The organism is Peribacillus simplex, from assembly GCF_001578185.1.
Classification (GTDB): Bacteria; Bacillota; Bacilli; order Bacillales; family DSM-1321; genus Peribacillus; species Peribacillus simplex_A.
The window spans coordinates 142,663-167,281 of record NZ_CP011008.1 but is presented as its reverse complement, the minus strand read 5'-3'; the positions used below and the strand labels follow the sequence as shown (position 1 = coordinate 167,281).

Genomic DNA, 24,619 nt, shown 5'->3' with positions numbered 1-24,619 from the left:
ACGAATCATGCAAAATGGTTCCTTTCCCTTTAAAAAATAAAGCTGAGCGAAGTCACCGTATATATGAAAACGATGCCTTCTCCCAGCTTATATACCTTATTCCTTTTTTTCCTCTTTAGCAGGAACCAACGAGGTTGCAGTGTCCTTTACTTTATACCACATCCACTCAAAAGCTTGGTCAATAACATTGATGCTCCCAGTCACATTCCCTGCCTTAGACATATATTTATGTCCATTTATGACTGTAACATCTCCTTCTACTTCACCATCTATTTGAATGTTACCATTTTGAACTACCACATTTCCCTTGATTGTCTTACCTGCAGGCACAATCACCGTTTCACCTTCGACCACTAAGTTAGGCTGCTTTGACACTGAAAAATGTTCGTCCTGATTATAAGTGGAAAAAATAGATCCTGTCATCAATAAGATGAACATCGCTGCCGCTGTCATGAAGGGATGGCTTTTGAACCAACGTTTGGCGCCCGTTGTTTTCGTTTCCTTTGGCAATTGAGCCATAACCTTTGCTGTAAAGTCCTCCGGGGCCTTAATATGTGAAGTGCTTTGTACAAGCGCGACCGCCTTTTTCATTTCATGAAAGTAATCCCGGCATTCAGCACAATTATGCAAGTGCTCCCGTAATACTTCTTTGTGCTCAGGTTTGATGTCCTCATCTAAATAATCATGCATATATTCAATGATTTCCTCATGGCAGTTCATTTTTCTCACCTTCTTTTTATAAATGGCGTAGTTGTTTACGCAAGGCTTCCCGACCACGATGTATTCTCGTCTTAACCGTACCGACTGGCAAATTGAGTATTTCACTGATTTCCTTTAAAGATAACTCTTCAATATACTTCAATACGATTACCGATCGGTATTTCTCGGGTAATTTCATTATTTCAACTTGAATGGTTTCCTGTAGTTCTAAAGATTCAACCTCTTCCTCGGGTTTCGCCATATCTGATGCAACATGGGAATACATATTCAATCCTTCTGTTCCTGCCACCTCTGCATCTAGATAGTAATCCGGTTTTTTCTTGCGAAGACGGTCAATACAAAGGTTAGTCGCAATCCGGTATAACCATGTCGAAAATTTCATTTGTATATTGAAACTGCGAATATTCACGAAGGCCCTTACAAAGGCCTCTTGTGCCAAATCTTCTGCTTCTTGCCTGTTTCCGAGCATCCTGAAACATATCTGGAAAACTTTGTCCTTGTAAATTTCGACAATTTCCCCAAATGCATTATGATCTCCCTTTAATACTTGATTAATTCTCTCTTTAATGAGTACATCCATTTTCCGGTTTTACCCCCGCTCATGCGGCTATACGATTATTACGAATCGTAAGCTAAAAGGTTTCAAAAATTTATTACATTAATTTTAACAAAGTTTTACATTTTATGTTTAAGAAAAAAAAAACAGGGCTATATAGTAAGATATTGTGAAATTCAAGGGAGTGAATCTCTACATGACTGCTGAACAAATTTTAGACCATATTGAACAATACAGACAGAAAATGATGATTTTGGCTTCCCGTTCTTCGATGGTTGATAATGAAGTAGTTGAAGTTAGCAGCAAACTGGATTCTTTAATCAACCAATACATCCATTTAACTAAAAATGGAGGTCTCCCAGACCAACGTGCTCTTAAGTGAATATGGATATGTGATTGCAACCATCTATTTATGGATATGTTCCGTTATATACACCCTGGATAATAAGCCTACGTCTTCTAGCATATAAAAAACAGTAACCCATTACAAGCCAGTTACTGTTTCTTTTATTTTTTCAGTTATAATAACTTTTCTCCAAATAACGAACCCATTAGAGCCACAGCAACGATCGCAGTTTTATTTCGCTCATCTAAAATGGGGTTGACTTCAACGAATTCAGCTGATGTTATCAAGTTGGATTCCGCGAGCATTTCCATGGCCAAATGACTTTCCCGATAACTTATGCCACCAATCACCGGTGTCCCCACTCCAGGTGCATCTGCTGGGTCAACTCCATCCAAATCCAATGAAAGGTGGACACCATCCGTTCTTTCCCTTAAATAATCTATGCACTCTTCCATGACCCTTGTCATTCCCATGCGATCTATTTCATGCATCGTAAATACTTTAATCCCTTTATCACGTATAAGTTCTTTTTCCCCTTCATCCAATGACCTTGCCCCAATGATTACAATGTTTTCTGGTTTCACTTTTGGAGCGGAACCATGGATATTGATTAGATCGGGATGTCCAAGCCCAATACTGACAGCAAGCGGCATACCATGGATATTTCCTGATGGCGAAGTATCTTCCGTATTTAAATCCCCATGTGCGTCATACCAAATCACACCTACATTTTCATAGTGCTTTGCAACTCCTGCCAGTGTTCCTATAGCAATTGAATGGTCCCCACCCAATACAAGTGGAAAAGAACCGCCTTCTATTATTTCATCAACTCTTGTAGCTAACAGGGCGTTCCCCTTTGCAACAAGCGGTAAGTTTTTCAGATTTGTCCCAGGCTTATTTGCATTTCCAGGTCGTCCTACAATGATATCTCCTAAATCCTCTACTTCGATATTTAACTGTTCAAGACGCTCGAAAATCCCTGCGCAGCGAATGGCACTAGGTCCCATATCCACCCCTCGCCTTGCTTGGCCAAGGTCCATAGGCAATCCAATGACGGATATTTTCTGAATAGACATACAACTCCCCCTTTCCACCATTTTACATCGTATATGACAAGTGGTTCAACTAAACATTTACATTTATAAAGATGCACCACTCTTTCCTATCTCATACTTTTTCTATAAAAAAAGCTTCTAGGGGTTGGTTACCCCAACAATGCGTATAAACAAAAAAAAGTCTTAAACCATTTTGGCTTAAGACGTAAATTTTGGTGTATGTAGTTGATGGTGGAGCCTAGCGGGATCGAACCGCTGACCTCCTGCGTGCAAGGCAGGCGCTCTCCCAGCTGAGCTAAGGCCCCTAAGGGTTTAAAATAATTAAGCGGAAGACGGGATTCGAACCCGCGACCCCAACCTTGGCAAGGTTGTATTCTACCACTGAACTACTTCCGCAAATGGCTGGGCTAGAAGGGATCGAACCTTCGCATGACGGAATCAAAATCCGTTGCCTTACCGCTTGGCTATAGCCCAATATATGATATGTAATAATTAATATTCAACAAAATAAAAAGGTGGTAATCATATATTTCCCTATTAAAGAGAATATATAACTGATCCACAGGATTTTATTAAAATGGTGGAGGGGGGCAGATTCGAACTGCCGAACCCGAAGGAGCGGATTTACAGTCCGCCGCGTTTAGCCACTTCGCTACCCCTCCGCAATATATGGTTGTAAATGGTGCCGGCAAGAGGACTTGAACCCCCAACCTACTGATTACAAGTCAGTTGCTCTACCAGTTGAGCTACACCGGCAAATAAGGTTAAAATGGTGGAGGATGACGGGATCGAACCGCCGACCCTCTGCTTGTAAGGCAGATGCTCTCCCAGCTGAGCTAATCCTCCGGATTAATGAATTAAGAATGGTGACCCGTACGGGATTCGAACCCGTGTTACCGCCGTGAAAGGGCGGTGTCTTAACCGCTTGACCAACGGGCCGGACTATTTATTTTCTGTTCATAGATAGATTGGGAAGCTCCCAAGCGGATTCGAACCGCTGACCTCTTCCTTACCATGGAAGTGCTCTACCTACTGAGCTATGGAAGCATATGGCTCCGCAGGTAGGACTCGAACCTACGACCGTTCGGTTAACAGCCGAATGCTCTACCACTGAGCTACTGCGGAATAATATAATGTTTCCTAAAACCCATTTAAAGATTTAAATGAATAGCCTGGCAACGTCCTACTCTCACAGGGGGAAACCCCCAACTACCATCGGCGCTGAAGAACTTAACTTCCGTGTTCGGAATGGGAACGGGTGTGACCTCTTCGCCATCATTGCCAGACTATATTCATTTTTGAAGAATTTTCATTCCTTCAAAACTAGATAATATAAGAAGGTATTTCATTTTTTAAAAAGCGTTGGTTAAGTCCTCGATCTATTAGTATCAGTCAGCTCCACATGTCGCCACGCTTCCACCTCTGACCTATCAACCTGATCATCTTTCAGGGATCTTACTAGCTTGCGCCATGGGAAATCTCATCTTGAGGGGGGCTTCATGCTTAGATGCTTTCAGCACTTATCCCGTCCGCACGTAGCTACCCAGCTATGCCTTTGGCAAGACAACTGGTACACCAGCGGTGCGTCCATCCCGGTCCTCTCGTACTAAGGACAGCTCCTCTCAAATTTCCTGCGCCCGCGACGGATAGGGACCGAACTGTCTCACGACGTTCTGAACCCAGCTCGCGTACCGCTTTAATGGGCGAACAGCCCAACCCTTGGGACCGACTACAGCCCCAGGATGCGATGAGCCGACATCGAGGTGCCAAACCTCCCCGTCGATGTGGACTCTTGGGGGAGATAAGCCTGTTATCCCCGGGGTAGCTTTTATCCGTTGAGCGATGGCCCTTCCATGCGGAACCACCGGATCACTAAGCCCGACTTTCGTCCCTGCTCGACTTGTAGGTCTCGCAGTCAAGCTCCCTTGTGCCTTTACACTCTACGAATGATTTCCAACCATTCTGAGGGAACCTTTGGGCGCCTCCGTTACTCTTTAGGAGGCGACCGCCCCAGTCAAACTGCCCACCTGACACTGTCTCCCACCCCGATAAGGGGCGCGGGTTAGAATTTCAATACAGCCAGGGTAGTATCCCACCAACGCCTCCACCGAAGCTAGCGCTCCGGCTTCTCAGGCTCCTACCTATCCTGTACAAGCTGTACCAAAATTCAATATCAGGCTGCAGTAAAGCTCCACGGGGTCTTTCCGTCCTGTCGCGGGTAACCTGCATCTTCACAGGTACTATAATTTCACCGAGTCTCTCGTTGAGACAGTGCCCAGATCGTTACACCTTTCGTGCGGGTCGGAACTTACCCGACAAGGAATTTCGCTACCTTAGGACCGTTATAGTTACGGCCGCCGTTTACTGGGGCTTCGGTTCAAAGCTTCGCTTGCGCTAACCTCTCCCCTTAACCTTCCAGCACCGGGCAGGTGTCAGCCCCTATACTTCGCCTTGCGGCTTCGCAGAGACCTGTGTTTTTGCTAAACAGTCGCCTGGGCCTATTCACTGCGGCTTTTCCGGGCTATTCACCCTAAAAAGCACCCCTTCTCCCGAAGTTACGGGGTCATTTTGCCGAGTTCCTTAACGAGAGTTCTCTCGCACACCTTAGGATTCTCTCCTCGCCTACCTGTGTCGGTTTGCGGTACGGGCACCTTACATCTCACTAGAGGCTTTTCTTGGCAGCGTGGAATCAGGAACTTCGGTACTATATTTCCCTCGCCATCACAGCTCCGCCTTAATGGAAACGGGATTTGCCTCGTTTCCGGCCTAACTGCTTGGACGCGCATATCCAACAGCGCGCTTACCCTATCCTTCTGCGTCCCCCCATCGTTCAAACGATGTATAGGTGGTACAGGAATATCAACCTGTTGTCCATCGCCTACGCCTTTCGGCCTCGGCTTAGGTCCCGACTAACCCTGAGCGGACGAGCCTTCCTCAGGAAACCTTAGGCATTCGGTGGAAGGGATTCTCACCCTTCTTTCGCTACTCATACCGGCATTCTCACTTCTAAGCGCTCCACCAGTCCTTCCGGTCTGACTTCAACGCCCTTAGAACGCTCTCCTACCATCGACACCAAAATGGTGTCAATCCACAGCTTCGGTGATACGTTTAGCCCCGGTACATTTTCGGCGCGGAGTCACTCGACCAGTGAGCTATTACGCACTCTTTAAATGGTGGCTGCTTCTGAGCCAACATCCTGGTTGTCTAAGCAACTCCACATCCTTTTCCACTTAACGTATACTTTGGGACCTTAGCTGGTGGTCTGGGCTGTTTCCCTTTCGACTACGGATCTTATCACTCGCAGTCTGACTCCCAAGAATAAGTATTTGGCATTCGGAGTTTGACTGAATTCGGTAACCCGTTGGGGGCCCCTAGTCCAATCAGTGCTCTACCTCCAATACTCTCATCTTGAGGCTAGCCCTAAAGCTATTTCGGAGAGAACCAGCTATCTCCAGGTTCGATTGGAATTTCTCCGCTACCCACACCTCATCCCCGCACTTTTCAACGTGCGTGGGTTCGGGCCTCCATTCAGTGTTACCTGAACTTCACCCTGGACATGGGTAGATCACCTGGTTTCGGGTCTACGACCTCATACTCATTCGCCCTATTCAGACTCGCTTTCGCTGCGGCTCCGTCTTATCAACTTAACCTCGCATGAAATCGTAACTCGCCGGTTCATTCTACAAAAGGCACGCCATTACCCATTAACGGGCTTTGACTACTTGTAGGCACACGGTTTCAGGATCTATTTCACTCCCCTTCCGGGGTGCTTTTCACCTTTCCCTCACGGTACTGGTTCACTATCGGTCACTAGGGAGTATTTAGCCTTGGGAGATGGTCCTCCCTGCTTCCGACGGGATTTCTCGTGTCCCGCCGTACTCAGGATCCACTCAGGAGGGAACGAAGTTTCAACTACAGGGTTTTTACCTTCTTTGACGGACCTTTCCAGATCGCTTCATTTACCCCGTTCCTTTGTAACTCCATGTTGAGTGTCCTACAACCCCAAGAGGCAAGCCTCTTGGTTTGGGCTAATTCCGTTTCGCTCGCCGCTACTCAGGAAATCGCATTTGCTTTCTCTTCCTCCGGGTACTTAGATGTTTCAGTTCCCCGGGTCTGCCTTCAGTACCCTATGTATTCAGGTAAAGATACTGTTCCATTACGAACAGTGGGTTTCCCCATTCGGAAATCTCCGGATCAAAGCTTACTTACAGCTCCCCGAAGCATATCGGTGTTAGTCCCGTCCTTCATCGGCTCCTAGTGCCAAGGCATCCACCGTGCGCCCTTTCTAACTTAACCGTTAAAAAAGATCTTACTGATGCTTTGAAAAAAATTAATTGCCTTCTATCTATTATCTAGTTTTCAAGGAACAAAGTAGAAAGAATCCATCACATCGTGATGTTTATCTTTCGTATCTGAATGAATTACTCATTCAAAACTGAACAAAACAAAAGCGCTCTCGTAATTATCCTTAGAAAGGAGGTGATCCAGCCGCACCTTCCGATACGGCTACCTTGTTACGACTTCACCCCAATCATCTGTCCCACCTTAGGCGGCTGGCTCCATAAAGGTTACCTCACCGACTTCGGGTGTTACAAACTCTCGTGGTGTGACGGGCGGTGTGTACAAGGCCCGGGAACGTATTCACCGCGGCATGCTGATCCGCGATTACTAGCGATTCCGGCTTCATGTAGGCGAGTTGCAGCCTACAATCCGAACTGAGAATGGCTTTATGGGATTCGCTTACCTTCGCAGGTTTGCAGCCCTTTGTACCATCCATTGTAGCACGTGTGTAGCCCAGGTCATAAGGGGCATGATGATTTGACGTCATCCCCACCTTCCTCCGGTTTGTCACCGGCAGTCACCTTAGAGTGCCCAACTGAATGCTGGCAACTAAGATCAAGGGTTGCGCTCGTTGCGGGACTTAACCCAACATCTCACGACACGAGCTGACGACAACCATGCACCACCTGTCACTCTGTCCCCCGAAGGGGAAAGCCCTATCTCTAGGGTTGTCAGAGGATGTCAAGACCTGGTAAGGTTCTTCGCGTTGCTTCGAATTAAACCACATGCTCCACCGCTTGTGCGGGCCCCCGTCAATTCCTTTGAGTTTCAGCCTTGCGGCCGTACTCCCCAGGCGGAGTGCTTAATGCGTTAGCTGCAGCACTAAAGGGCGGAAACCCTCTAACACTTAGCACTCATCGTTTACGGCGTGGACTACCAGGGTATCTAATCCTGTTTGCTCCCCACGCTTTCGCGCCTCAGTGTCAGTTACAGACCAGAAAGTCGCCTTCGCCACTGGTGTTCCTCCAAATCTCTACGCATTTCACCGCTACACTTGGAATTCCACTTTCCTCTTCTGCACTCAAGTTCCCCAGTTTCCAATGACCCTCCACGGTTGAGCCGTGGGCTTTCACATCAGACTTAAGGAACCACCTGCGCGCGCTTTACGCCCAATAATTCCGGACAACGCTTGCCACCTACGTATTACCGCGGCTGCTGGCACGTAGTTAGCCGTGGCTTTCTGGTTAGGTACCGTCAAGGTACCAGCAGTTACTCTGGTACTTGTTCTTCCCTAACAACAGAACTTTACGACCCGAAGGCCTTCTTCGTTCACGCGGCGTTGCTCCGTCAGACTTTCGTCCATTGCGGAAGATTCCCTACTGCTGCCTCCCGTAGGAGTCTGGGCCGTGTCTCAGTCCCAGTGTGGCCGATCACCCTCTCAGGTCGGCTACGCATCGTCGCCTTGGTGAGCCATTACCTCACCAACTAGCTAATGCGCCGCGGGCCCATCTATAAGTGACAGCGTAAACCGTCTTTCCATCTTCTCTCATGCGAGAAAAGAACGTATCCGGTATTAGCTCCGGTTTCCCGAAGTTATCCCAGTCTTATAGGCAGGTTGCCCACGTGTTACTCACCCGTCCGCCGCTAATCTCAGGGAGCAAGCTCCCATCGATTCGCTCGACTTGCATGTATTAGGCACGCCGCCAGCGTTCGTCCTGAGCCAGGATCAAACTCTCCGAAGAAATGTTTGACTTGCTCATTTTGCTTTTTTGATAGTGTGTGCTCACTTAAAATTTAACGTTGGCGCTTTGTTTTGTTCAGTTTTCAAAGAGCAATTTTTTCGCTTTATCTCTTAGCGACTTTAATATCTTAACATCTTATTACCGCTTCGTCAATAACTTTTTTCGAAAAGTTTTTTCACTCTTTTTCAAAAGCATTACTACGTTTCAGCAACTTTTATAATATACCAGTGTATAAATTAATAGTCAATAGGTTTTTTGAATATAATTCACTTTTATATGTCATGACTGATTTCCCTTGGTTAAATTCGTTTTCACCCTCATATACATTAGGCATTCCTCCTCAGTGCTCACCCTTTTAAACAGTCTGAAAAGGATGTTATATTTCTCGTTTATTGCCCTTTTTACTAAGTGATCAATTCTGTCATCTTGCAAATCGAAAAGTATTTCATCCATCTCTCTTTTTAACAGGTACTCCAATTCCATCTTTTCTTTGTCATTAATCAATAAACCGAGCATGATTCACACCTCCATCAGACATCTTTCCCCATTCACACCCATTTTATGAATTTTCAACTGATTTTTTGCATAACAATAATCCTCGCGCATAAATTTGAAGACAAGAGTCTTTTGGACAAGGGGATGGATTAATGAAATTTTTCATGGTGCTTCATGCAAAAAAAATCAAGTATTATTCGTTAATTTTACTTACGGCACTTTTTACCGCCTGGTTCCTTTTTGTACAAAACATTCTTCAAGCCCCTGTTTTTTCTACAGAAGATGGGCCAAAAGCGGTTTATAAAGGGGAACAGAATGTCGCGATTACGTTCAATATTGGCTGGGGTGATGAGAAAGCCGCTCCGATAATAGAAACATTAAAAAGGGAACAGATTAAATCAGCCACTTTTTTCCTTTCGGGATCTTGGGCTGAGCGCCATCCGGACATAGTAGAGAAAATCAGGAAAGAAGGATATGAAATCGGTATGCTTGGTTACGATTATAAGGATTATTCCGAAATGGAAGATCAAGAAATCATCCGAGATATATCTAAAGCTCAAGAAGCATTTAAAAAACTGAATGTAAAGAATATAGAACTTTTACGAGCGCCCACCGGTCACTTTGATAAACGCCTCTTAAAGATCAGTGAGAACTTCGGATATACTGTAGTCCATTGGAGCATCGATTCAAAGGATTGGACCAATCCAGGTGTTGACCAGATCGTTCAGAACATCAGTAAGACCAAAAAGGGTGATATCATCTTATTACATGCTTCAGACTCAGCAAAACAAACTAATAAGGCTTTGCCACAGTTACTAGGGGAACTACAATCAAAAAATTTAAACTTTGTTAACGTTTCTGAAATGATTTCCAATTCATCGGCAAACAGCGAGGAAATCCGCTGACTGAAAAAACTGCGTACTGATGGTCCTCATGAACCTTAGTACGCAGTTTTTATGTTGACCTTCCTTATGTATGGCCCGACTTACAGTAGATTAGCTGCTGCCTTTACCTAATTCGCCTGCTTTCATTTCCTTTGCTCGAGTTTGCTTCCGTGCTTTTTTACTGGCCAATTCCTTTTGTGATCGTTCAATCAATTTGCTTAGAACCAAGAGTTGATAAGCATTGCAGACTATCAAAGGAAGCAGCATAAAGTAAAGCCAGCTTTCATCATTGGTACTTAGGACAGGTAACCACTCCAAAACTGTGACTACGACCATGAAGAATAAGGCTGGGATAAACGATTGTCTATTCGTTTGTTTCATTTTGAAATAAGCTGTAATCAGTGCTGCAGCCAAAACAACCAATGCTAACACTATATAGGAACTAATCCCCTCTCCTGAACCAAAATTAAGATATCGCAGGTAAACCAGGTCAAAAACAACAAAAAGGATAAGTACAATTTGAACGGCATTCCATAAAGAAGCGCTTTTAAATACTCCCAGGCCAAAACGATGGATCGTTAAATAGGCAAAAAAGCCAGCTTGACTTATGACACTAAAAATTAACCCAACACCGAATAACCAAATAAACGTGGATAGGATGGCGCTGGCTTCAAAAGAAGAGAAATAAGCCTCAAACTCACTCCATCGAGCCAAAAACCCTACAACTCCGCCCGTTACACCACCGATAAGCAATGTTGTTAAAAACAATTTAACTAAATTACGGCTGTTCATTGTTTTCCTCCATACATTTCTATTTAATTCCCCTAATTGTACCAACCAAATTTGGAAAAATCCACTTATTCCACCAAGGAATAATATCGCCGTTTGGAACCATATTAACAATAAGAAGGATGAAAGGGGCCCTGCGTATGAGAGTGGGAGTTGCTTTGCTTTTCACGTCATTCTTACTCGTTTGTTCCGGTTGTGCTCAAAATGGAGCAGGCGCAGATAAAATGGAGTATGAAGAGACAAAGAAAATGGTCGTCGATATCTTGAAGACAGATGATGGAAAAAAAGCCATCCAGGATATCATTTCCGATGATAAAACGAAAGCTGAACTTATAATGGACTCGGATGTCATTAAGAAATCCATTGAAGATATGGTCACTTCAGATAAAGGAAAGGAATTTTGGAAAAAGACATTTAATGATCCTGAATTCGCTTCCGCTTATGCTAAAGCTTTAGAAGACGAACATAAAAAGGTATTGAAGGACTTAACTGCTGATCCTCAGTATCGTGGAATGATCATGGATATATTGAAAGAACCGGATATGGAAAAAGAAATGAATAAATTATTAAAAACTAAGGAAATGCGTTCCGTCTATAAAGAGCTGATCATAGAAACCATGGAGAGTCCTCTCGTTCAAGCGAAAATGCAGGAGAGATTGGATAAAGCAGCTACTAAAGCGGTAGAGAAAGAAAATAAGGATAAAAAGGCAAAATAATAAAAAAAAGGCTGATTCCATTGGAATCAGCCTTTTTTTATTGTAGCTTTTCAATGACCTTTTTAGCAATATCCTCATAAATCCTACCGAGCCTATGGTCTGCTGCGTAAATGGATGGAGCAAAGTCCTCTTCGTTCCAATCTGGCTGTTGTAACGGGAGTTGACCTAAGACTTCTGTTCGAAGCTCTTCTGCAAGCTTCGCTCCGCCGCCTTTTCCGAAAACATATTCTTTTTCACCGGTCGTTTTACTTTCGAAGAATGACATATTCTCAATAACACCAATGACTTCATGTTCTGTCTTGATGGCCATTGCACCAGCTCTTGCAGCAACGAAGGCAGCAGTCGGATGCGGTGTCGTAACGATGATTTCTTTACATGAAGGGAGCATCGTATGCACGTCCAATGCAACATCGCCTGTACCTGGTGGTAAGTCAAGGACTAAATAGTCCAATTCTCCCCATTCCACTTCATTAAAGAAACTGTTAAGCATTTTCCCCAGCATCGGCCCTCTCCAGATGATAGGCGCGTTATCTTCCACAAAAAAGCCCATTGAGATAACCTGAACGCCAAACCGTTCTACAGGAATGATTTTTTCTCCGCGGACGACTGGTCTTTTTGTTATCCCCATCATATCAGGTACACTGAATCCATAAATATCAGCGTCAACCAATCCGACCTTTTTACCCAAGCGAGCAAGTGAAGTGGCGAAATTCACTGAAATCGTAGATTTTCCCACTCCGCCTTTACCACTCGCAATCGCAATGAATTGTGTCTTGCTGTTAGGTCCAAGCAAGCCTTGGTCCGCTTCATCCTGCGGAATGCCTTCCCGGTGCTTGGCTAACTCATCTTCAGAAAGCTCCGTGAAACGAATCCCTACAGATTCCGCTCCGTTCGTTTTCAGCAAGTCCACCACTTCCGATTGCATTTGCATTTGCTCGGCAGTACCCGTTTTCGCAATGGCAAGTTTAACGCTTACATGATTCTTTTCAGGTTTTATTTTGATTTCTATAATCCCATTTGTCTCTTCAAGGCTTTTATGTAGAAAAGGGTCTTTAAGATCCTTTAATAAATTCAGTACTTTCTCTTCTGTTAACAAGTAGAGCACCCCTTTGAATTCGTTTTATTTTCCCATTTTTCAGTATAACATATTACTGAAATAAAGCTTATTATCTGCCCTGTACTTGAAACCTGATTACTTCCCCATAGTAAAAAGGGCCTTGTACGTTACAAGAGACCCAGAAATCACTCTTCTTGCGTTAGTTTTTCCTCTGTAAAGTAACGTAAAATACCCATATAAATCGAACTGGCCACCTTTTCTTGATACCGATCACTGACTAGGCGCTCCCTTTCCTCCTTATTGGAAAGAAAACCAATTTCCACAAGAGCTCCCGGTTTCTTAGCACGATTCATCAAATACACATGATTTATTGTTTTTGCATCACGCTTTGTATTTTCAAGGTTTCTAATGATTTCAGTCTGAATGAATTTTGCTACCTGTTCATTTTCCTCAAACCTGTTTGTATAAAAGGTCTGGGCTCCTTTCGATGACGCTGAAGGAAAAGAATTCAAATGAATGCTTAAGAATAAGTCCGCTTCCGAATCATTGATCATTTCAACCCGGTTCCGTAAGTCTTCCTGTTTTCGCTGGCGGATCCCTTTTGTCTTTCCCTGTGCCAAATCCTCATCCTTCTCACGGGTCATGATGACAAGGGCACCCTGTTCCTGTAAATAGTCCCGAACCTTTAATGAAACGGAAAGGGCAATTTCCTTCTCCATTACCTCTTGTACATTTGCCCCGCCGTCCATTCCCCCATGACCGGCATCCAGCACGATTACCTTACCTGCCAATGGAAGGTTCCAGGAGTCCCAAGAATCATCTTCAACAAATTTAAAAGTTACAATTAAAAAAAGGACAAACAATCCCATAGCGATTCCTGTATATTTCAGCTTTCTGCGCATGACCGTTCCCCTTCCATGATTCCTATACTAAAAGGTATGGGACAAACCATGGAATTAGAACAAGGTATGGGATTTTTGCCTTCTAATGCAGTTTCATTTTATATCGTTTTTCACCAGTCTTAAAGCCGTCTTGCCACCACTCTCCCACAAACCCTTCACAGCAATAAAACAGCCCTTCATCGAAAGCGTTATTCGCTGTAACTTCTCTCCAATACAAAATAAAGTTAAAAAGAGTATCGGTCAAAAACTTCTCTTCCTTCCAACACCTGGCCCTTACATCTTCTTCTGACTCACCGTAATAGCCAAACTTACTATAGTTCGCTCCTAATAAATAAGCCTCGATGGCAACATCGAAGTAGCCTTCCTCCAAGACATCCATGAAATCCTGTCCAAAGTAACGCTGAATCCTTCCCTTCATATCGTCGATAGAAAGATCCCTGAGCAATCTACGTTCGAACTTCAATTGCCTTTCCCTTTGCATCTCCTGTAAACCTAATATCACAGCCATATTTCACCTCCGGGGCAATTCCCCATTTCCCAAATTATTTCCTAAGACATAATTTAGTTTTTGCGTTCTATTTTGAACCATTCATTTATTCTATTGGCAAAATATAATGAGAATAAGTTCATCAGCCGTAGGTTGATGATCTAAATGCATGGGTGAATGGAAGTAAATGAAGAAGGCACATGAAACTCGATTTAATATAGAGTCTTTCTTTAAGAAACGTTATTAAAAGGCAGAACGTACATTCAAGTGATAAAAGTCTGTTTACAAGGACTTGGAACAAAGATGAACCTTTGAGGAGGATCCAGTTGTTTTTTTAAAATGAATCGATACGCGAACCTACGAACGCACCGCCTTAGCAAACAAGAATATGATTGCATCTTCGGAGGTTTACTCGTTGTCCCCCCCACTTAAGCCAATCATTTGGACCTAAGAAACTTGGAATTATCCCCCGATAACTCGCCACTCAGGCTGCTACCCGAGGCTGTCCGTGCCGACTCGGGCAGCTCACCACGCATGCCTTTCCAGGACATTGATTCAATATGTAAATATTCTTATCTGTATTTCTTCCTTGAACTTTAAGCGAATGTAATGATTTTGTTTTCTCTTTCAATCCCCTTAATAAAAAAACTCGATTAGGATGAAAAAGGACATCCATTGTAAACGGATGTCCTTCTTTCACATGATATAACATATTGCAATAGCGGTCATAATCACTGCTTATTTAGCAGCGGGGGTGAAATTCATAGCGTTAGTTCACTCATCAAAAAGGCACTTTTTTGAGTTCACAAACAACGTATTCCAACTCCAAGAATGGTTTGAAAAATAGTTTCCGCAAATTCCACTGCCTATATCTGACCAGCTCTTTTCATTAAGCGTCCTGCAAGGGGCACTACAATTATACCCGCTAATACGACCTGCATTACGTTTCCGAGGATAGAGCCGAATGGCTGTATCCAGTTACCGTAAAGGATAACTTCGGCAAAATAGTAGCCCACGACTTTTACAATCAATGCAACGACAACGGCAAGTGTATATACAAGTTCTCTTTTTCCGGGTACCTTTTCGGATATGAGGCCAGCTAAAAAGCCCATTGCACCTACGATAATGAATGTAAACGGTGCCCATGCTGCCCAAGGTGAGATAAGATCGGAGAAGGCCATTCCGATTGCGCCTGCTATCGCTCCTGTTTTTTTGCCATATACCAAAGCTGCTATAAAAAGGGGAACGTTACCAAGATGGATTAGGCCTCCGTTACCCATTATTGGGAGCTTGATGTTGATCATTGTCGCTACAAGGGTTAATGCGATGAATAGCGCATTGATGACCAAGGCTTTTGTTTTAGTCGTTTCAATTGGTGAGAATGTTGAGTTCATATGAGGTCCTCTTTCTTTTTTTAAGTATTATCATACTCCTAATCAGAAACTTAATAAATATGGATTTTACAAATAAATCTTTATCATATAAATAAACTCCAGTGATTTAAAAGGAACACACCATTACGATCCCGGCATTTCATTTGGGCTAGGATGGTAAAAGCCGATAAGAGCGGTATAAAGCGTTAATTACCTTTGATTCTCCTTAAGCCTCTATTTATTCTTGTATTCAGACATCCCATGATTCTTACCTTGTTGAAGCCGGAGTAAGGTTAAAGAAGATGGGGCGATACTAGGGACATTCATATGACAATGATCATAAATAAACATGTAACAGATACTAGAGAGCAAAAACCTTCTAAACCCCAAAAGGTCCATGGAGCTATGGTGTGGTCAAAAGCTTTCTTTTCATAAAAAAGACTCCCAACCAAAATGGTTGAGAGCCTTTCGAAACGAAAATAGAATTAACGTTTTGAGAACTGAGGTGCACGACGTGCGCCTTTAAGACCGTATTTTTTACGCTCTTTCATACGTGGGTCACGAGTTAGTAAACCAGCAGTTTTAAGAGATGGACGGTATTCTGGATCAACTTGAAGCAATGCACGGGCGATACCGTGACGGATTGCTCCAGCTTGACCAGTGTATCCACCACCGCTAACGTTTACTAGAACGTCGTAATTTCCAGTAGTTTCTGTAGCAACTAGTGGTTGGTTAACAACTTCACGTAATGCTGCGAAAGGAATATATTCATTAATGTCACGACCGTTAATAACGATGCGACCTTCGCCTGGTACTAAACGTACACGAGCTACTGAGCTCTTACGGCGACCAGTACCATAATATTGAACTTGTGCCAAGATAGTAACCTCCTTAGTAATTATCCGCGTAATTCGTATACTTCTGGTTGTTGAGCAGCGTGTGGGTGCTCAGCTCCAGCGTATACGTGTAATTTTTTGTAGATTTGACGACCAAGAGAATTCTTTGGAAGCATACCTTTGATAGCAAGTTCAAGCATTCTCTCAGGGTAGTTTGTACGCATTTCAAGAGCAGTTCTAGTTTTAAGACCGCCTGGATGCATAGTGTGACGGTAATAAATTTTGTCAGTCAATTTTTTACCAGTCAAGTGGATTTTTTCAACATTGATTAGAATTACATGATCACCAGTGTCAATGTTAGGTGTAAAAGTTGGTTTATGTTTACCACGTAAGATGGATGCTACTTCAGTAGAAAGGCGACCCAAAGTTTTGCCTTCAGCGTCAATCACATACCATTTACGTTCTACTTCATTAGCTTTCGCCATAAATGTCGTACGCATGGTTAACCTCCTAAAAAACTTTTTAATTTTTTATATTTATTTTCAATCACAATAAACTTCCGGGGCTTATCGTGGGATTAAAATACATACCATATTATATTAACTTCTCCCAGATTCATTGTCAAGGGAATGTTACACTAGGATAAGTTGTCTATAAAACACTCTTTGTAACTCCATGAAAAGGTCAGTATGGCATCAAACCGCTCCATTACTGATTTCATCCTGTTTGCCAGTTGTAAAAAAACTGGTATCACTTCGAAAATATTTTTATTTGTAAAATACTTTCCATAAATACAAGCCTTGGGCAGGTGCTGTTTTCCCTGCAAAACTGCGGTCCTTTTTGTCCAATATCCCGATCATATCCCAGGGTTCCATCTTGCCGCTGCCGACTTCCAGGAGCGTCCCAACCAAGATCCGCACCATATTATACAAAAACCCTTCCCCAACGAAGCGAAAAACCATGAAGCCATCGCTCTCTTCAAAGTCAATTTCTTGGATGGTTCGAACCTTATCGACCACTTCCGTTTTTGCCGAACAAAAACTTGTAAAGTCATGCGTCCCTACCAAATAGGAAATTGCTTCCTTAATCGCCTTATCATCTAATGGATAGGGGTAATGATAGGCGTAATTCCGTTTAAACGGATCTCGTAATTTGGATCGGGCTATGATATAACGGTACTCTTTCCCAGTCGTATGGAACCTGGCATGAAAATCATCAGGCACGATAACGACTTCCAAAACGATAATATCGGTCGGAAGAAGGGCGCTGAACGCCTTTACCCAATTTTCAGTAGGAAATGTAAGGGGTGATTCAAAGTGAATCACCTGCCCCTTTGCATGAACCCCTGAATCTGTCCTGCCTGAAGCAGTGACCTTTATAATTGTGCCTTTGTGCATTTGGGCTAAGACTGCCTCAAATTCACTTTGGATGGTCCGTTTCTCAGGCTGCACCTGATAACCAGCGAAATCCGTGCCGTCATAAGCGATCACACATTTATATTTTGGCATAGTACTCTTCCTTATTATGAACGTAATAAAAATAACATGGCCGTAAGAAGACCTATTGAGACCATCAAAAGGCTATCACTCGTCTTCCAGTCCAATTGGCGGTATTTCGTGCGGCCTTCCCCACCACGGTATCCTCTTGATTCCATGGCAGTCGCCAATTCTTCTGCCCGTTTGAACGAACTCACAAATAAAGGAACAAGCAGCGGTACAATCGATTTAACCCTGTCCTTTATAGGACCTGATGAAAAGTCAACTCCCCTTGCCGTTTGAGCCTTCATGATTTTTTCTGTTTCCTCCATCAGCGTTGGAATGAATCGAAGGGCAATGGACATCATCAATGCTAGTTCATGTACAGGCATTTTCCACTTTTTCAAGGGTCCCAACAGCTCTTCCATCCCATCTGTAATGGATATTGGGGTTGTCGTCAAAGTTAATAAAGACGTAACAAGGATTAGTAAAGTAAATCTTACGGATATGAACAAACCTTGAATCAAACCGCCTTCATAGATTTCGAACCAACCGTATTCAAAAAGCAATTCCCCTTCTTTCGTAAACAATATATGGAGAAGGAATGTAAATACGATTAAGAAAAAAATAGGTTTTAACCCATTATAAAGATAGCGAAGCGGTATCTTCGAAAGGCTAATCAACAGGATGGTGAAAACCGCAAGTAAACCATAAGAAACGACATTATTCGCCAAGAAGATGACACAAACAAACAGGAACACAAGGAGCAATTTAGCCCTTGGGTCCATCTTGTGTATCAGGGAGTCTGCAGGGACATAACGCCCGATAATCATTTTATCCAGCATCAGCGGTTCCCCCGTTTCATGGCTTTATCTATTTCTACAGCTAAATCACCGATATTAAGACATGGATGATCAAACCGAACCCCAAGTTCCTTCTGGAGCTTGAGCTGAAAACGGACCGTATCAGGTACATCCAGGCCAAGCTCCAGAAGTTGTTCTGGCTCGGAGAAAATTTCCTGGGGAGTTCCCTTTTTGAACACCGTACCCTGGTGCATGATAATGATGTCATCCGCGTACTTGGCTGCATCCTCCATGCTATGTGTCACCAGAATTGTAGAAATGCCCCTAACTTTATGCAAATCATAAAACATATCCATGATTTCTTTCCGTCCTCGTGGGTCCAGTCCCGCTGTGGGCTCATCCAGTACCAATACTTCCGGCTCCATGGCAAGTACCCCAGCAATGGCCACCCTTCGCATTTGACCACCGGATAAGTCGAATGGAGATTTTTCAAGAATTTCCTCACTCAACCCCACTTGGGCGATAGCTTTCCTGGCCAGTTTCTTTGCATCGATTTCAGAAACCCCAAAATTCATAGGTCCGAAACATATATCCTTTTCAACCGTTTCATCAAACAGTTGATGTTCCGGAAACTGAAAAACAATTCCAACCTTTTGTCTAATCGACCGTAATGCCTTTTCTTTTCGTCCAGCCTCAATCGTCCGGTCACCAATGAAGACCCTGCCCTTCGTCGGTTTTAAAAGAGCATTCAAATGCTGCAGTAGCGTCGATTTTCCAGACCCTGTATGCCCGATGATTGCGGTATAGGTTCCAGGCTCCATTGAAATATTGACATCATGAAGGGCTAGATGCTCAAAAGGAGTATTCACCTGATAGCGGTATTCTACATCATCGAGTGTAATTCGCATAAATCCTTCACCAACTCTTCCTCTGTCAAATGCCCATCAACCACACGAACACCATTTTTTTGTAACTCTTTGGTTAGTTTCACTGAAAAGGGAATATCCAGACCAAGGGCAATTAATTCTTCCTCTAATTCAAAAATACCCTGAGGCGGTCCTTCACGATATAACCGACCTTGGTTCATGACTATCATTCGATCAGCTTTCGCAGCTTCCTCAAGATCATGGGTGATCGATATGACGGTAATCTCGTTTTCCTGTTTTAATTCCCTAACTGTTTCAAGCACTTCTTCACGGCCTCTTGGGTCAAGCATTGAGGTTGCTTCATCTAAGATGATTATGTCTGGCTGCAAGGCTATTACACCTGCTATGGCCACTCTCTGCTTTTGACCGCCGGATAGATGGTGCGGCTCTTGATTAAGAAAGGCATTCATTTTAACCTTATTTAACGCACCATGAACACGCTCCACCATAACCTGCTGAGAAACACCGGCGTTTTCTAAACCAAAAGCCACATCATCCTGAACTGTAGTGCCTACAAACTGATTATCTGGGTTTTGAAAAACCATGCCAATTTTCTGGCGTACATCCCAAACGGTTTCTTCTGTCAAAAGTTGATCATTAATCGTAATGGTACCTGAGTTAGGGAACTGAAGACCATTCAGTAACTTCGCTAATGTCGACTTGCCAGAACCATTATGTCCGACAATCGCAAGCCACTCCCCCTGATGAATATCAAAAGAAACATCATCCAAAGCGTTTCGAGACTGACCCTCATATTTGTAAATAATATTATTTAAAGAAACCAGCTTCTTCCCCATGTGGCCCTCCTCATCCTCGACTGCACTCGTCTAATCTGAACTCTGCTCTATCAACATAAACATAGTAGTATTTCTTCTGAAAATATAAAAAAACGCTGCACCCCTTCCACCGAAAGAATTTTCGGTAAATTAAGAGCAGCTTACAGCGGGCCTGTTACGAAAAACAGGTTATCTTATAATCGCTTATTAAAAAAAGCGGGAAGGGATGCTTGAGCTAGACGTGAAGGCTCCCTGTATAAACAGGTTCCGCCAGCCATCGTAACACTCAATGCGAATTTCTAAAAAACAGAATTTCTATTTAAAAAAAGAAAAAGGGCATAGAACAAGTGAGTATATTCATTTGTCCCGCCCTTTTTCATCGTTGTTATTAAACTAATTCAATAACCACGACTGGTGCACCGTCACCGCGGCGTGGACCAACTTTCATGATACGAGTGTATCCACCTTGACGTTCTTCATAACGTGGAGCCACGTCACTGAATAGTTTTTGAAGGGCATCTGTGCCTTTCTCAGCGTCAGCGATTTCGTTACGGATGAATGATGCAGCTTGACGGCGTGCATGCAAGTCACCACGTTTACCAAGAGTGATCATTTTATCTACTACAGAACGTAATTCTTTTGCACGTGCTTCAGTAGTTTCAATGCGCTCATGGATAATAAGATCCGTAGCTAAATCACGAAGTAATGCTTTACGTTGTGCGCTAGTGCGTCCTAACTTTCTGTAACCCATTAGAGATTCCCTCCTTTGTTGAAGTTCTATATTGTGTGTCTAAAACAAGGCTCACAACATAATGGATTGATTCCGCCATGTTATCAGTCGTCTTTACGAAGACCTAAGCCTAATTCTTCTAGTTTCGCTTTCACTTCTTCAAGTGATTTACGGCCTAGATTACGTACTTTCATCATATCTTCTTCCGTTTTATGAGCTAGCTCTTGAACGGTATTGATTCCAGCACGCTTCAAGCAGTTGTAAGAACGAACAGAAAGGTCTAATTCTTCGATCGTCATCTCAAGAACTTTTTCTTTTTGATCTTCTTCTTTTTCAACCATGATTTCAGCATTTTGAGCTTCATCGGTTAACCCAACGAAAATATTTAAATGCTCTGTTAAAATCTTAGCTCCAAGTGCTACCGCTTCTTGCGGACCCGTACTGCCATCAGTCCAAACATCGAACGTTAACTTGTCAAAGTTAGACAACTGTCCAACACGTGTATTTTCAACTTGGAAAGATACGCGTGAAACCGGAGTGTAAAGAGCATCGATTGGAATTACACCAATTGGCTGGTCTTCTCTCTTGTTTTGAACAGCAGGAGTGTAGCCGCGGCCGCGACGTGCAGATAAACGCATACGCATATGACCGTTTTTACCAATTGTAGCAATATATAAATCCGGATTAAGAATTTCTACATCACTATCATGAGTGATATCAGCAGCCGTGATGACTCCGTCACCTTGAACGTCAATTTCCAGCGTCTTCTCTTCATCAGAGTAAATCTTAAGAGCTAGTTTTTTCACATTAAGAATGATAGATGTTACATCTTCCACGACGCCTTCAATTGTTGAGAACTCATGTAGCACTCCATCAATTTGTATAGCTGTGACAGCAGCACCTGGGAGTGAGGATAAAAGGATACGACGTAAGGAGTTACCCAATGTAGTACCATACCCACGCTCTAGTGGCTCTACGACGAATTTACCGAATTTGGTATCGTCGTTGATTTCAACCGTTTCGATTTTTGGTTTTTCTATTTCGATCATCAATAAACCCTCCTTCAAAACGTCAAAACCCCGGCAAGTAAACTAAGTCACTTAAACCGAAATTCCCCATGTATACGTTCCCGCTGTGCGCAACAACTGAAAATTAATCTTCTGTAAGAACGCAAACTCAGTATTATATCCCATTATTGACAGGAATACAAAATCTATACAGAAAAATTAAACACGGCGACGTTTTGGTGGACGGCATCCGTTATGTGGAACTGGAGTTACATCTTTAATTGCAGTTACTTCTAGGCCAGCAGCTTGAAGTGCACGAATAGCAGCCTCACGTCCAGCACCAGGTCCTTTAACTGTAACTTCAAGAGTTTTCATACCATGTTCAATTGATGTTTTAGCAGCTGTTTCAGCAGCCATTTGTGCAGCGAATGGAGTGGATTTACGAGATCCACGGAATCCTAGAGCTCCAGCACTTGACCAAGAAATAGCATTACCATGAGAGTCAGTGATCGTAACGATAGTGTTATTGAATGTTGAACGAATATGTGCAATACCAGTTTCTATATTCTTTTTCACACGACGTTTACGTGTATTAGTTTTACGTGCCATGAAAAGTAACCTCCTTTACTAATTATTTTTTCTTGTTAGCTACAGTACGACGAGGTCCTTTACGCGTACGAGCATTGTTTTTTGTATTTTGACCGCGAACAGGAAGACCACGACGGTGACGTAAACCACGGTAAGAACCGATTTCCATTAAACGTTTGATGTTTAGGGAGATTTCACGACGAAGGTCGCCTTCTACTTTAAGCTTGTCAATGATATCACGAATTTTATTCAATTCGTCTTCCGTTAAGTCACGAACGCGAGTTTCTTCAGAAACGCCTGCTTCTGCAAGAACTTTCATCGCGGTTTGTTTTCCAATACCATATATATATGTTAATGAGATAACAATACGTTTGTCACGGGGAATATCTACTCCAGCAATACGTGCCATGCTTGAGTGCACCTCCTTCTATTTAGCCTTGTTTTTGTTTATGTTTAGGGTTTTCGCAAATAACCATAACTTTACCTTTTCTGCGGATAACTTTACACTTTTCGCAGATTGGTTTGACTGATGGTCTGACTTTCATTGCTATCTAACCTCCTTATACAGATCGGAGCGTAACCGGATTATTTGAACCGGTATGTGATTCTGCCGCGAGTTAGATCATACGGGGAAAGCTCAACCGTAACTTTATCTCCAGGCAAAATGCGAATAAAGTGCATACGAATTTTACCGGATACATGAGCTAAAACAGTATGACCATTTTCTAATTCTACCTTAAACATTGCATTTGGCAAAGTCTCTTGTACTGTGCCTTCTACTTCAATTACATCATCTTTCGCCATTAAAGTGATTCTCCCTTCTCTATGCGTGAACCTATTAAAGGTACACATCTTTCCGTCAACATTACTACAGTCCAATTATCCTCATAAGTCTTACAATTCTGCATCAAGTATTCACCATTTTGTAGAACCAGGCTTTAACTGAGGACCTTTATCAGTTGGACCGAAATGAGGATTTTATGGGTCCTCATGTAAGTCTTGACCGATTCCGTGACCGACATACTCTCGAAATAGAGAAGCAATTAGTCTCGACATAGGTTTGAATAGCATGGGAGATGTTTGAAAGGCGCACGCCTGACATAGCTTCTTTCAACCCTCTATATCACGACTCTTTAGGAATCCCAATAGAGTCACTGCATTTCTTCATCAATTTTGCCGACCGGATATGTCCATGAAGATCACTTAGAAAGTAATCGCCCAATTCAGGGAATACCAAGTACAAGAACCTGATTAATAAATGTGCGAATGCTCTCGCGAAATCCATTATACCCTTTGTATTAAAGGAATGCACCAAGTTTAACTAGTAAGTTGTAAAAATGGTTTGAATTTCATAAATCAATACGAATGATTAATTTTGCAAAGCACCAAGTAACACATCAATATCTTCAAATACCTTATTAATATCTTGCTGTCCGTTAATGTTGACCAAGTATCCTTTTTCTCCGTAGAAATCAAGAAGTGGTTTGGTTTGTTTCAAATTCACATCTAAGCGATTTTGAACCGTTTCTTCATTATCATCAGCACGTTGATATAATTCTCCGCCGCAGCGGTCGCATACATCATCTTTAGCGGGAGGATTGAATACAAGATGATATGTCGCACCACATGATTTGCAAATACGACGTCCTGTCAATCTTTCCATTAAGATGCTTTTATCAACATCGATATTAATGACAAAATTCATTTTTCGATCTAAATCAGTAAGAATGCTTTCAAGTGCTTCTGCCTGTGCCACAGTACGTGGAAAACCATCAAGCAAAAATCCTTTTAGGCAGTCTTCCTTGCTTAATCTTTCACGTACAATGCCAATGGTAACTTCATCTGGTACCAATTCGCCTTTGTCCATGAATGATTTTGCCTTTAGACCTAATTCTGTTCCATCTTTGATAGCTGTTCGGAACATATCTCCAGTAGAAATATGAGGGATATTATATTTTTCTACGATTTGTTCAGCTTGAGTGCCCTTACCAGCACCAGGCAGACCCATTAACACTAGATTCAATTTTCTTCCCCCTCAAACTCTATAATGGGTAAAGGGAACAAGGCGTTCCCAA

General features: G+C 42.9%; 25 protein-coding genes, 9 tRNA genes, 3 rRNA genes and 1 pseudogene. 3 read left to right on the top strand and 35 right to left on the bottom strand.

Going from position 1 to position 24,619, the window contains the following annotated elements:
- Positions 1–96 precede the first annotated feature (96 nt).
- The gene (locus tag UP17_RS00970; protein ID WP_061440409.1) at positions 97–720 is read right to left on the bottom strand and encodes an anti-sigma factor family protein; all 624 of its coding nucleotides are present in this window, start codon (positions 718–720) and stop codon (positions 97–99) included.
- 16 nt (positions 721–736) lie between these two features.
- On the bottom strand, positions 737–1,300 hold the full coding sequence (gene sigW, locus UP17_RS00965) for an RNA polymerase sigma factor SigW (protein WP_061440408.1): 564 nt from the start codon (positions 1,298–1,300) through the stop codon (positions 737–739).
- 172 nt (positions 1,301–1,472) lie between these two features.
- Between sigW and UP17_RS00960 the strand changes: the two genes are divergently transcribed.
- Positions 1,473–1,658: an aspartyl-phosphate phosphatase Spo0E family protein gene (locus tag UP17_RS00960; protein ID WP_061440407.1), complete on the top strand. Its 186-nt coding sequence runs from the start codon at positions 1,473–1,475 to the stop codon at positions 1,656–1,658.
- A gap of 137 nt (positions 1,659–1,795) precedes the next feature.
- Here the strand turns inward: UP17_RS00960 and rocF are convergent, their stop codons facing one another.
- The 14 genes from rocF to UP17_RS00890 all read right to left on the bottom strand — a co-directional run bounded on the left by rocF (position 1,796) and on the right by UP17_RS00890 (position 9,216).
- Positions 1,796–2,698, bottom strand: a complete 903-nt coding sequence (rocF, locus tag UP17_RS00955; protein ID WP_061440406.1) for an arginase — start codon at positions 2,696–2,698, stop codon at positions 1,796–1,798.
- 208 nt (positions 2,699–2,906) lie between these two features.
- Positions 2,907–2,982: transfer RNA gene (locus tag UP17_RS00950), tRNA-Ala, on the bottom strand.
- A 19-nt stretch (positions 2,983–3,001) separates the two neighbouring features.
- Positions 3,002–3,073: transfer RNA gene (locus tag UP17_RS00945), tRNA-Gly, on the bottom strand.
- Positions 3,074–3,076: 3 nt separating this feature from the next.
- Positions 3,077–3,151 (bottom strand) — tRNA-Gln (locus tag UP17_RS00940).
- A gap of 104 nt (positions 3,152–3,255) precedes the next feature.
- Positions 3,256–3,339: transfer RNA gene (locus UP17_RS00935), tRNA-Tyr, on the bottom strand.
- Between the two features lie 18 nt (positions 3,340–3,357).
- Positions 3,358–3,433 (bottom strand) — tRNA-Thr (locus UP17_RS00930).
- A gap of 14 nt (positions 3,434–3,447) precedes the next feature.
- Positions 3,448–3,523 (bottom strand) — tRNA-Val (locus UP17_RS00925).
- 18 nt (positions 3,524–3,541) lie between these two features.
- Positions 3,542–3,616, bottom strand: a tRNA-Glu gene (locus tag UP17_RS00920).
- 35 nt (positions 3,617–3,651) lie between these two features.
- A tRNA-Thr gene (locus tag UP17_RS00915) sits at positions 3,652–3,724 on the bottom strand.
- A 3-nt stretch (positions 3,725–3,727) separates the two neighbouring features.
- Positions 3,728–3,802: transfer RNA gene (locus UP17_RS00910), tRNA-Asn, on the bottom strand.
- Between the two features lie 45 nt (positions 3,803–3,847).
- A 5S ribosomal RNA gene (gene rrf / locus UP17_RS00905) occupies positions 3,848–3,963 on the bottom strand.
- Between the two features lie 76 nt (positions 3,964–4,039).
- A 23S ribosomal RNA gene (locus UP17_RS00900) occupies positions 4,040–6,973 on the bottom strand.
- A 176-nt stretch (positions 6,974–7,149) separates the two neighbouring features.
- Positions 7,150–8,700: ribosomal RNA gene (locus tag UP17_RS00895) — 16S ribosomal RNA — on the bottom strand.
- The 16S, 23S and 5S rRNA genes sit together here with 9 tRNA genes alongside, the layout of an rRNA operon.
- Positions 8,701–8,979: 279 nt before the next feature.
- Complete coding sequence (locus UP17_RS00890) at positions 8,980–9,216, bottom strand: hypothetical protein (protein ID WP_061440405.1); 237 nt, start codon at positions 9,214–9,216, stop codon at positions 8,980–8,982.
- Positions 9,217–9,347: 131 nt separating this feature from the next.
- On the opposite strand from UP17_RS00890, the gene pdaB reads away from it, so the two are divergent.
- Positions 9,348–10,100, top strand: coding sequence for a polysaccharide deacetylase family sporulation protein PdaB (gene pdaB / locus UP17_RS00885; RefSeq protein ID WP_061440404.1), 753 nt, complete (start codon positions 9,348–9,350; stop codon positions 10,098–10,100).
- A 90-nt stretch (positions 10,101–10,190) separates the two neighbouring features.
- Here pdaB and UP17_RS00880 read toward each other — a convergent pair whose 3' ends face one another.
- Complete coding sequence (locus UP17_RS00880) at positions 10,191–10,871, bottom strand: KinB-signaling pathway activation protein (protein ID WP_061440403.1); 681 nt, start codon at positions 10,869–10,871, stop codon at positions 10,191–10,193.
- A 137-nt stretch (positions 10,872–11,008) separates the two neighbouring features.
- Here UP17_RS00880 and gerD point away from each other — a divergent pair, with 137 nt between their 5' ends.
- On the top strand, positions 11,009–11,584 hold the full coding sequence (gerD, locus tag UP17_RS00875) for a spore germination lipoprotein GerD (protein ID WP_061440402.1): 576 nt from the start codon (positions 11,009–11,011) through the stop codon (positions 11,582–11,584).
- 37 nt (positions 11,585–11,621) lie between these two features.
- Here gerD and UP17_RS00870 read toward each other — a convergent pair whose 3' ends face one another.
- The 18 genes and pseudogenes from UP17_RS00870 to UP17_RS00790 form a co-directional block, all read right to left on the bottom strand.
- Complete coding sequence (locus UP17_RS00870) at positions 11,622–12,680, bottom strand: Mrp/NBP35 family ATP-binding protein (RefSeq protein ID WP_061440401.1); 1,059 nt, start codon at positions 12,678–12,680, stop codon at positions 11,622–11,624.
- Positions 12,681–12,826: 146 nt separating this feature from the next.
- Complete coding sequence (gene cwlD, locus UP17_RS00865; RefSeq protein ID WP_061440400.1) at positions 12,827–13,543, bottom strand: N-acetylmuramoyl-L-alanine amidase CwlD; 717 nt, start codon at positions 13,541–13,543, stop codon at positions 12,827–12,829.
- 82 nt (positions 13,544–13,625) lie between these two features.
- Positions 13,626–14,051, bottom strand: coding sequence for a DUF2521 family protein (locus UP17_RS00860; RefSeq protein WP_061440399.1), 426 nt, complete (start codon positions 14,049–14,051; stop codon positions 13,626–13,628).
- Between the two features lie 845 nt (positions 14,052–14,896).
- Positions 14,897–15,424 carry an ECF transporter S component gene (locus tag UP17_RS00855; RefSeq protein WP_061440398.1) on the bottom strand — a complete coding sequence of 176 codons (528 nt, stop codon included), beginning with the start codon at positions 15,422–15,424 and terminating at the stop codon, positions 14,897–14,899.
- A gap of 464 nt (positions 15,425–15,888) precedes the next feature.
- Positions 15,889–16,281, bottom strand: coding sequence for a 30S ribosomal protein S9 (gene rpsI / locus UP17_RS00850; RefSeq protein WP_034304957.1), 393 nt, complete (start codon positions 16,279–16,281; stop codon positions 15,889–15,891).
- 20 nt (positions 16,282–16,301) lie between these two features.
- Complete coding sequence (rplM, locus tag UP17_RS00845; protein ID WP_034304960.1) at positions 16,302–16,739, bottom strand: 50S ribosomal protein L13; 438 nt, start codon at positions 16,737–16,739, stop codon at positions 16,302–16,304.
- 267 nt (positions 16,740–17,006) lie between these two features.
- On the bottom strand, positions 17,007–17,747 hold the full coding sequence (gene truA, locus UP17_RS00840) for a tRNA pseudouridine(38-40) synthase TruA (RefSeq protein WP_061440397.1): 741 nt from the start codon (positions 17,745–17,747) through the stop codon (positions 17,007–17,009).
- Between the two features lie 14 nt (positions 17,748–17,761).
- Positions 17,762–18,559, bottom strand: a complete 798-nt coding sequence (locus tag UP17_RS00835; RefSeq protein WP_061440396.1) for an energy-coupling factor transporter transmembrane component T family protein — start codon at positions 18,557–18,559, stop codon at positions 17,762–17,764.
- The gene (locus tag UP17_RS00830; RefSeq protein WP_061440395.1) at positions 18,559–19,425 is read right to left on the bottom strand and encodes an energy-coupling factor ABC transporter ATP-binding protein; all 867 of its coding nucleotides are present in this window, start codon (positions 19,423–19,425) and stop codon (positions 18,559–18,561) included. Before UP17_RS00830 ends, UP17_RS00835 begins: the two co-directional genes overlap by 1 nt.
- Positions 19,401–20,240: an energy-coupling factor ABC transporter ATP-binding protein gene (locus tag UP17_RS00825; RefSeq protein WP_061440394.1), complete on the bottom strand. Its 840-nt coding sequence runs from the start codon at positions 20,238–20,240 to the stop codon at positions 19,401–19,403. Before UP17_RS00825 ends, UP17_RS00830 begins: the two co-directional genes overlap by 25 nt.
- A 367-nt stretch (positions 20,241–20,607) precedes the next feature.
- Positions 20,608–20,970: a 50S ribosomal protein L17 gene (gene rplQ / locus UP17_RS00820; RefSeq protein WP_061440393.1), complete on the bottom strand. Its 363-nt coding sequence runs from the start codon at positions 20,968–20,970 to the stop codon at positions 20,608–20,610.
- 83 nt (positions 20,971–21,053) lie between these two features.
- Entirely contained in the window at positions 21,054–21,998 is a 945-nt protein-coding gene (locus UP17_RS00815) for a DNA-directed RNA polymerase subunit alpha (RefSeq protein ID WP_053349049.1), read from the bottom strand.
- Positions 21,999–22,175: 177 nt separating this feature from the next.
- Positions 22,176–22,565 (bottom strand): 30S ribosomal protein S11, encoded by a 390-nt coding sequence (gene rpsK, locus UP17_RS00810; protein WP_028390438.1) that lies wholly within the window; start codon positions 22,563–22,565, stop codon positions 22,176–22,178.
- A gap of 22 nt (positions 22,566–22,587) precedes the next feature.
- Positions 22,588–22,953 carry a 30S ribosomal protein S13 gene (rpsM, locus tag UP17_RS00805; protein ID WP_057915228.1) on the bottom strand — a complete coding sequence of 122 codons (366 nt, stop codon included), beginning with the start codon at positions 22,951–22,953 and terminating at the stop codon, positions 22,588–22,590.
- A gap of 22 nt (positions 22,954–22,975) precedes the next feature.
- Positions 22,976–23,089, bottom strand: a complete 114-nt coding sequence (gene rpmJ / locus UP17_RS00800; RefSeq protein WP_003156543.1) for a 50S ribosomal protein L36 — start codon at positions 23,087–23,089, stop codon at positions 22,976–22,978.
- A gap of 40 nt (positions 23,090–23,129) precedes the next feature.
- Positions 23,130–23,348 (bottom strand): translation initiation factor IF-1, encoded by a 219-nt coding sequence (gene infA, locus UP17_RS00795; protein WP_028390440.1) that lies wholly within the window; start codon positions 23,346–23,348, stop codon positions 23,130–23,132.
- Positions 23,349–23,390: 42 nt separating this feature from the next.
- A pseudogene (locus tag UP17_RS28500) lies at positions 23,391–23,842 on the bottom strand (M24 family metallopeptidase); the annotation flags it as partial.
- Positions 23,843–23,913: 71 nt separating this feature from the next.
- A complete protein-coding gene (locus tag UP17_RS00790; protein WP_061440392.1) occupies positions 23,914–24,567 on the bottom strand; it encodes an adenylate kinase in 654 nt (217 codons plus the stop codon).
- Positions 24,568–24,619 lie beyond the last annotated feature (52 nt).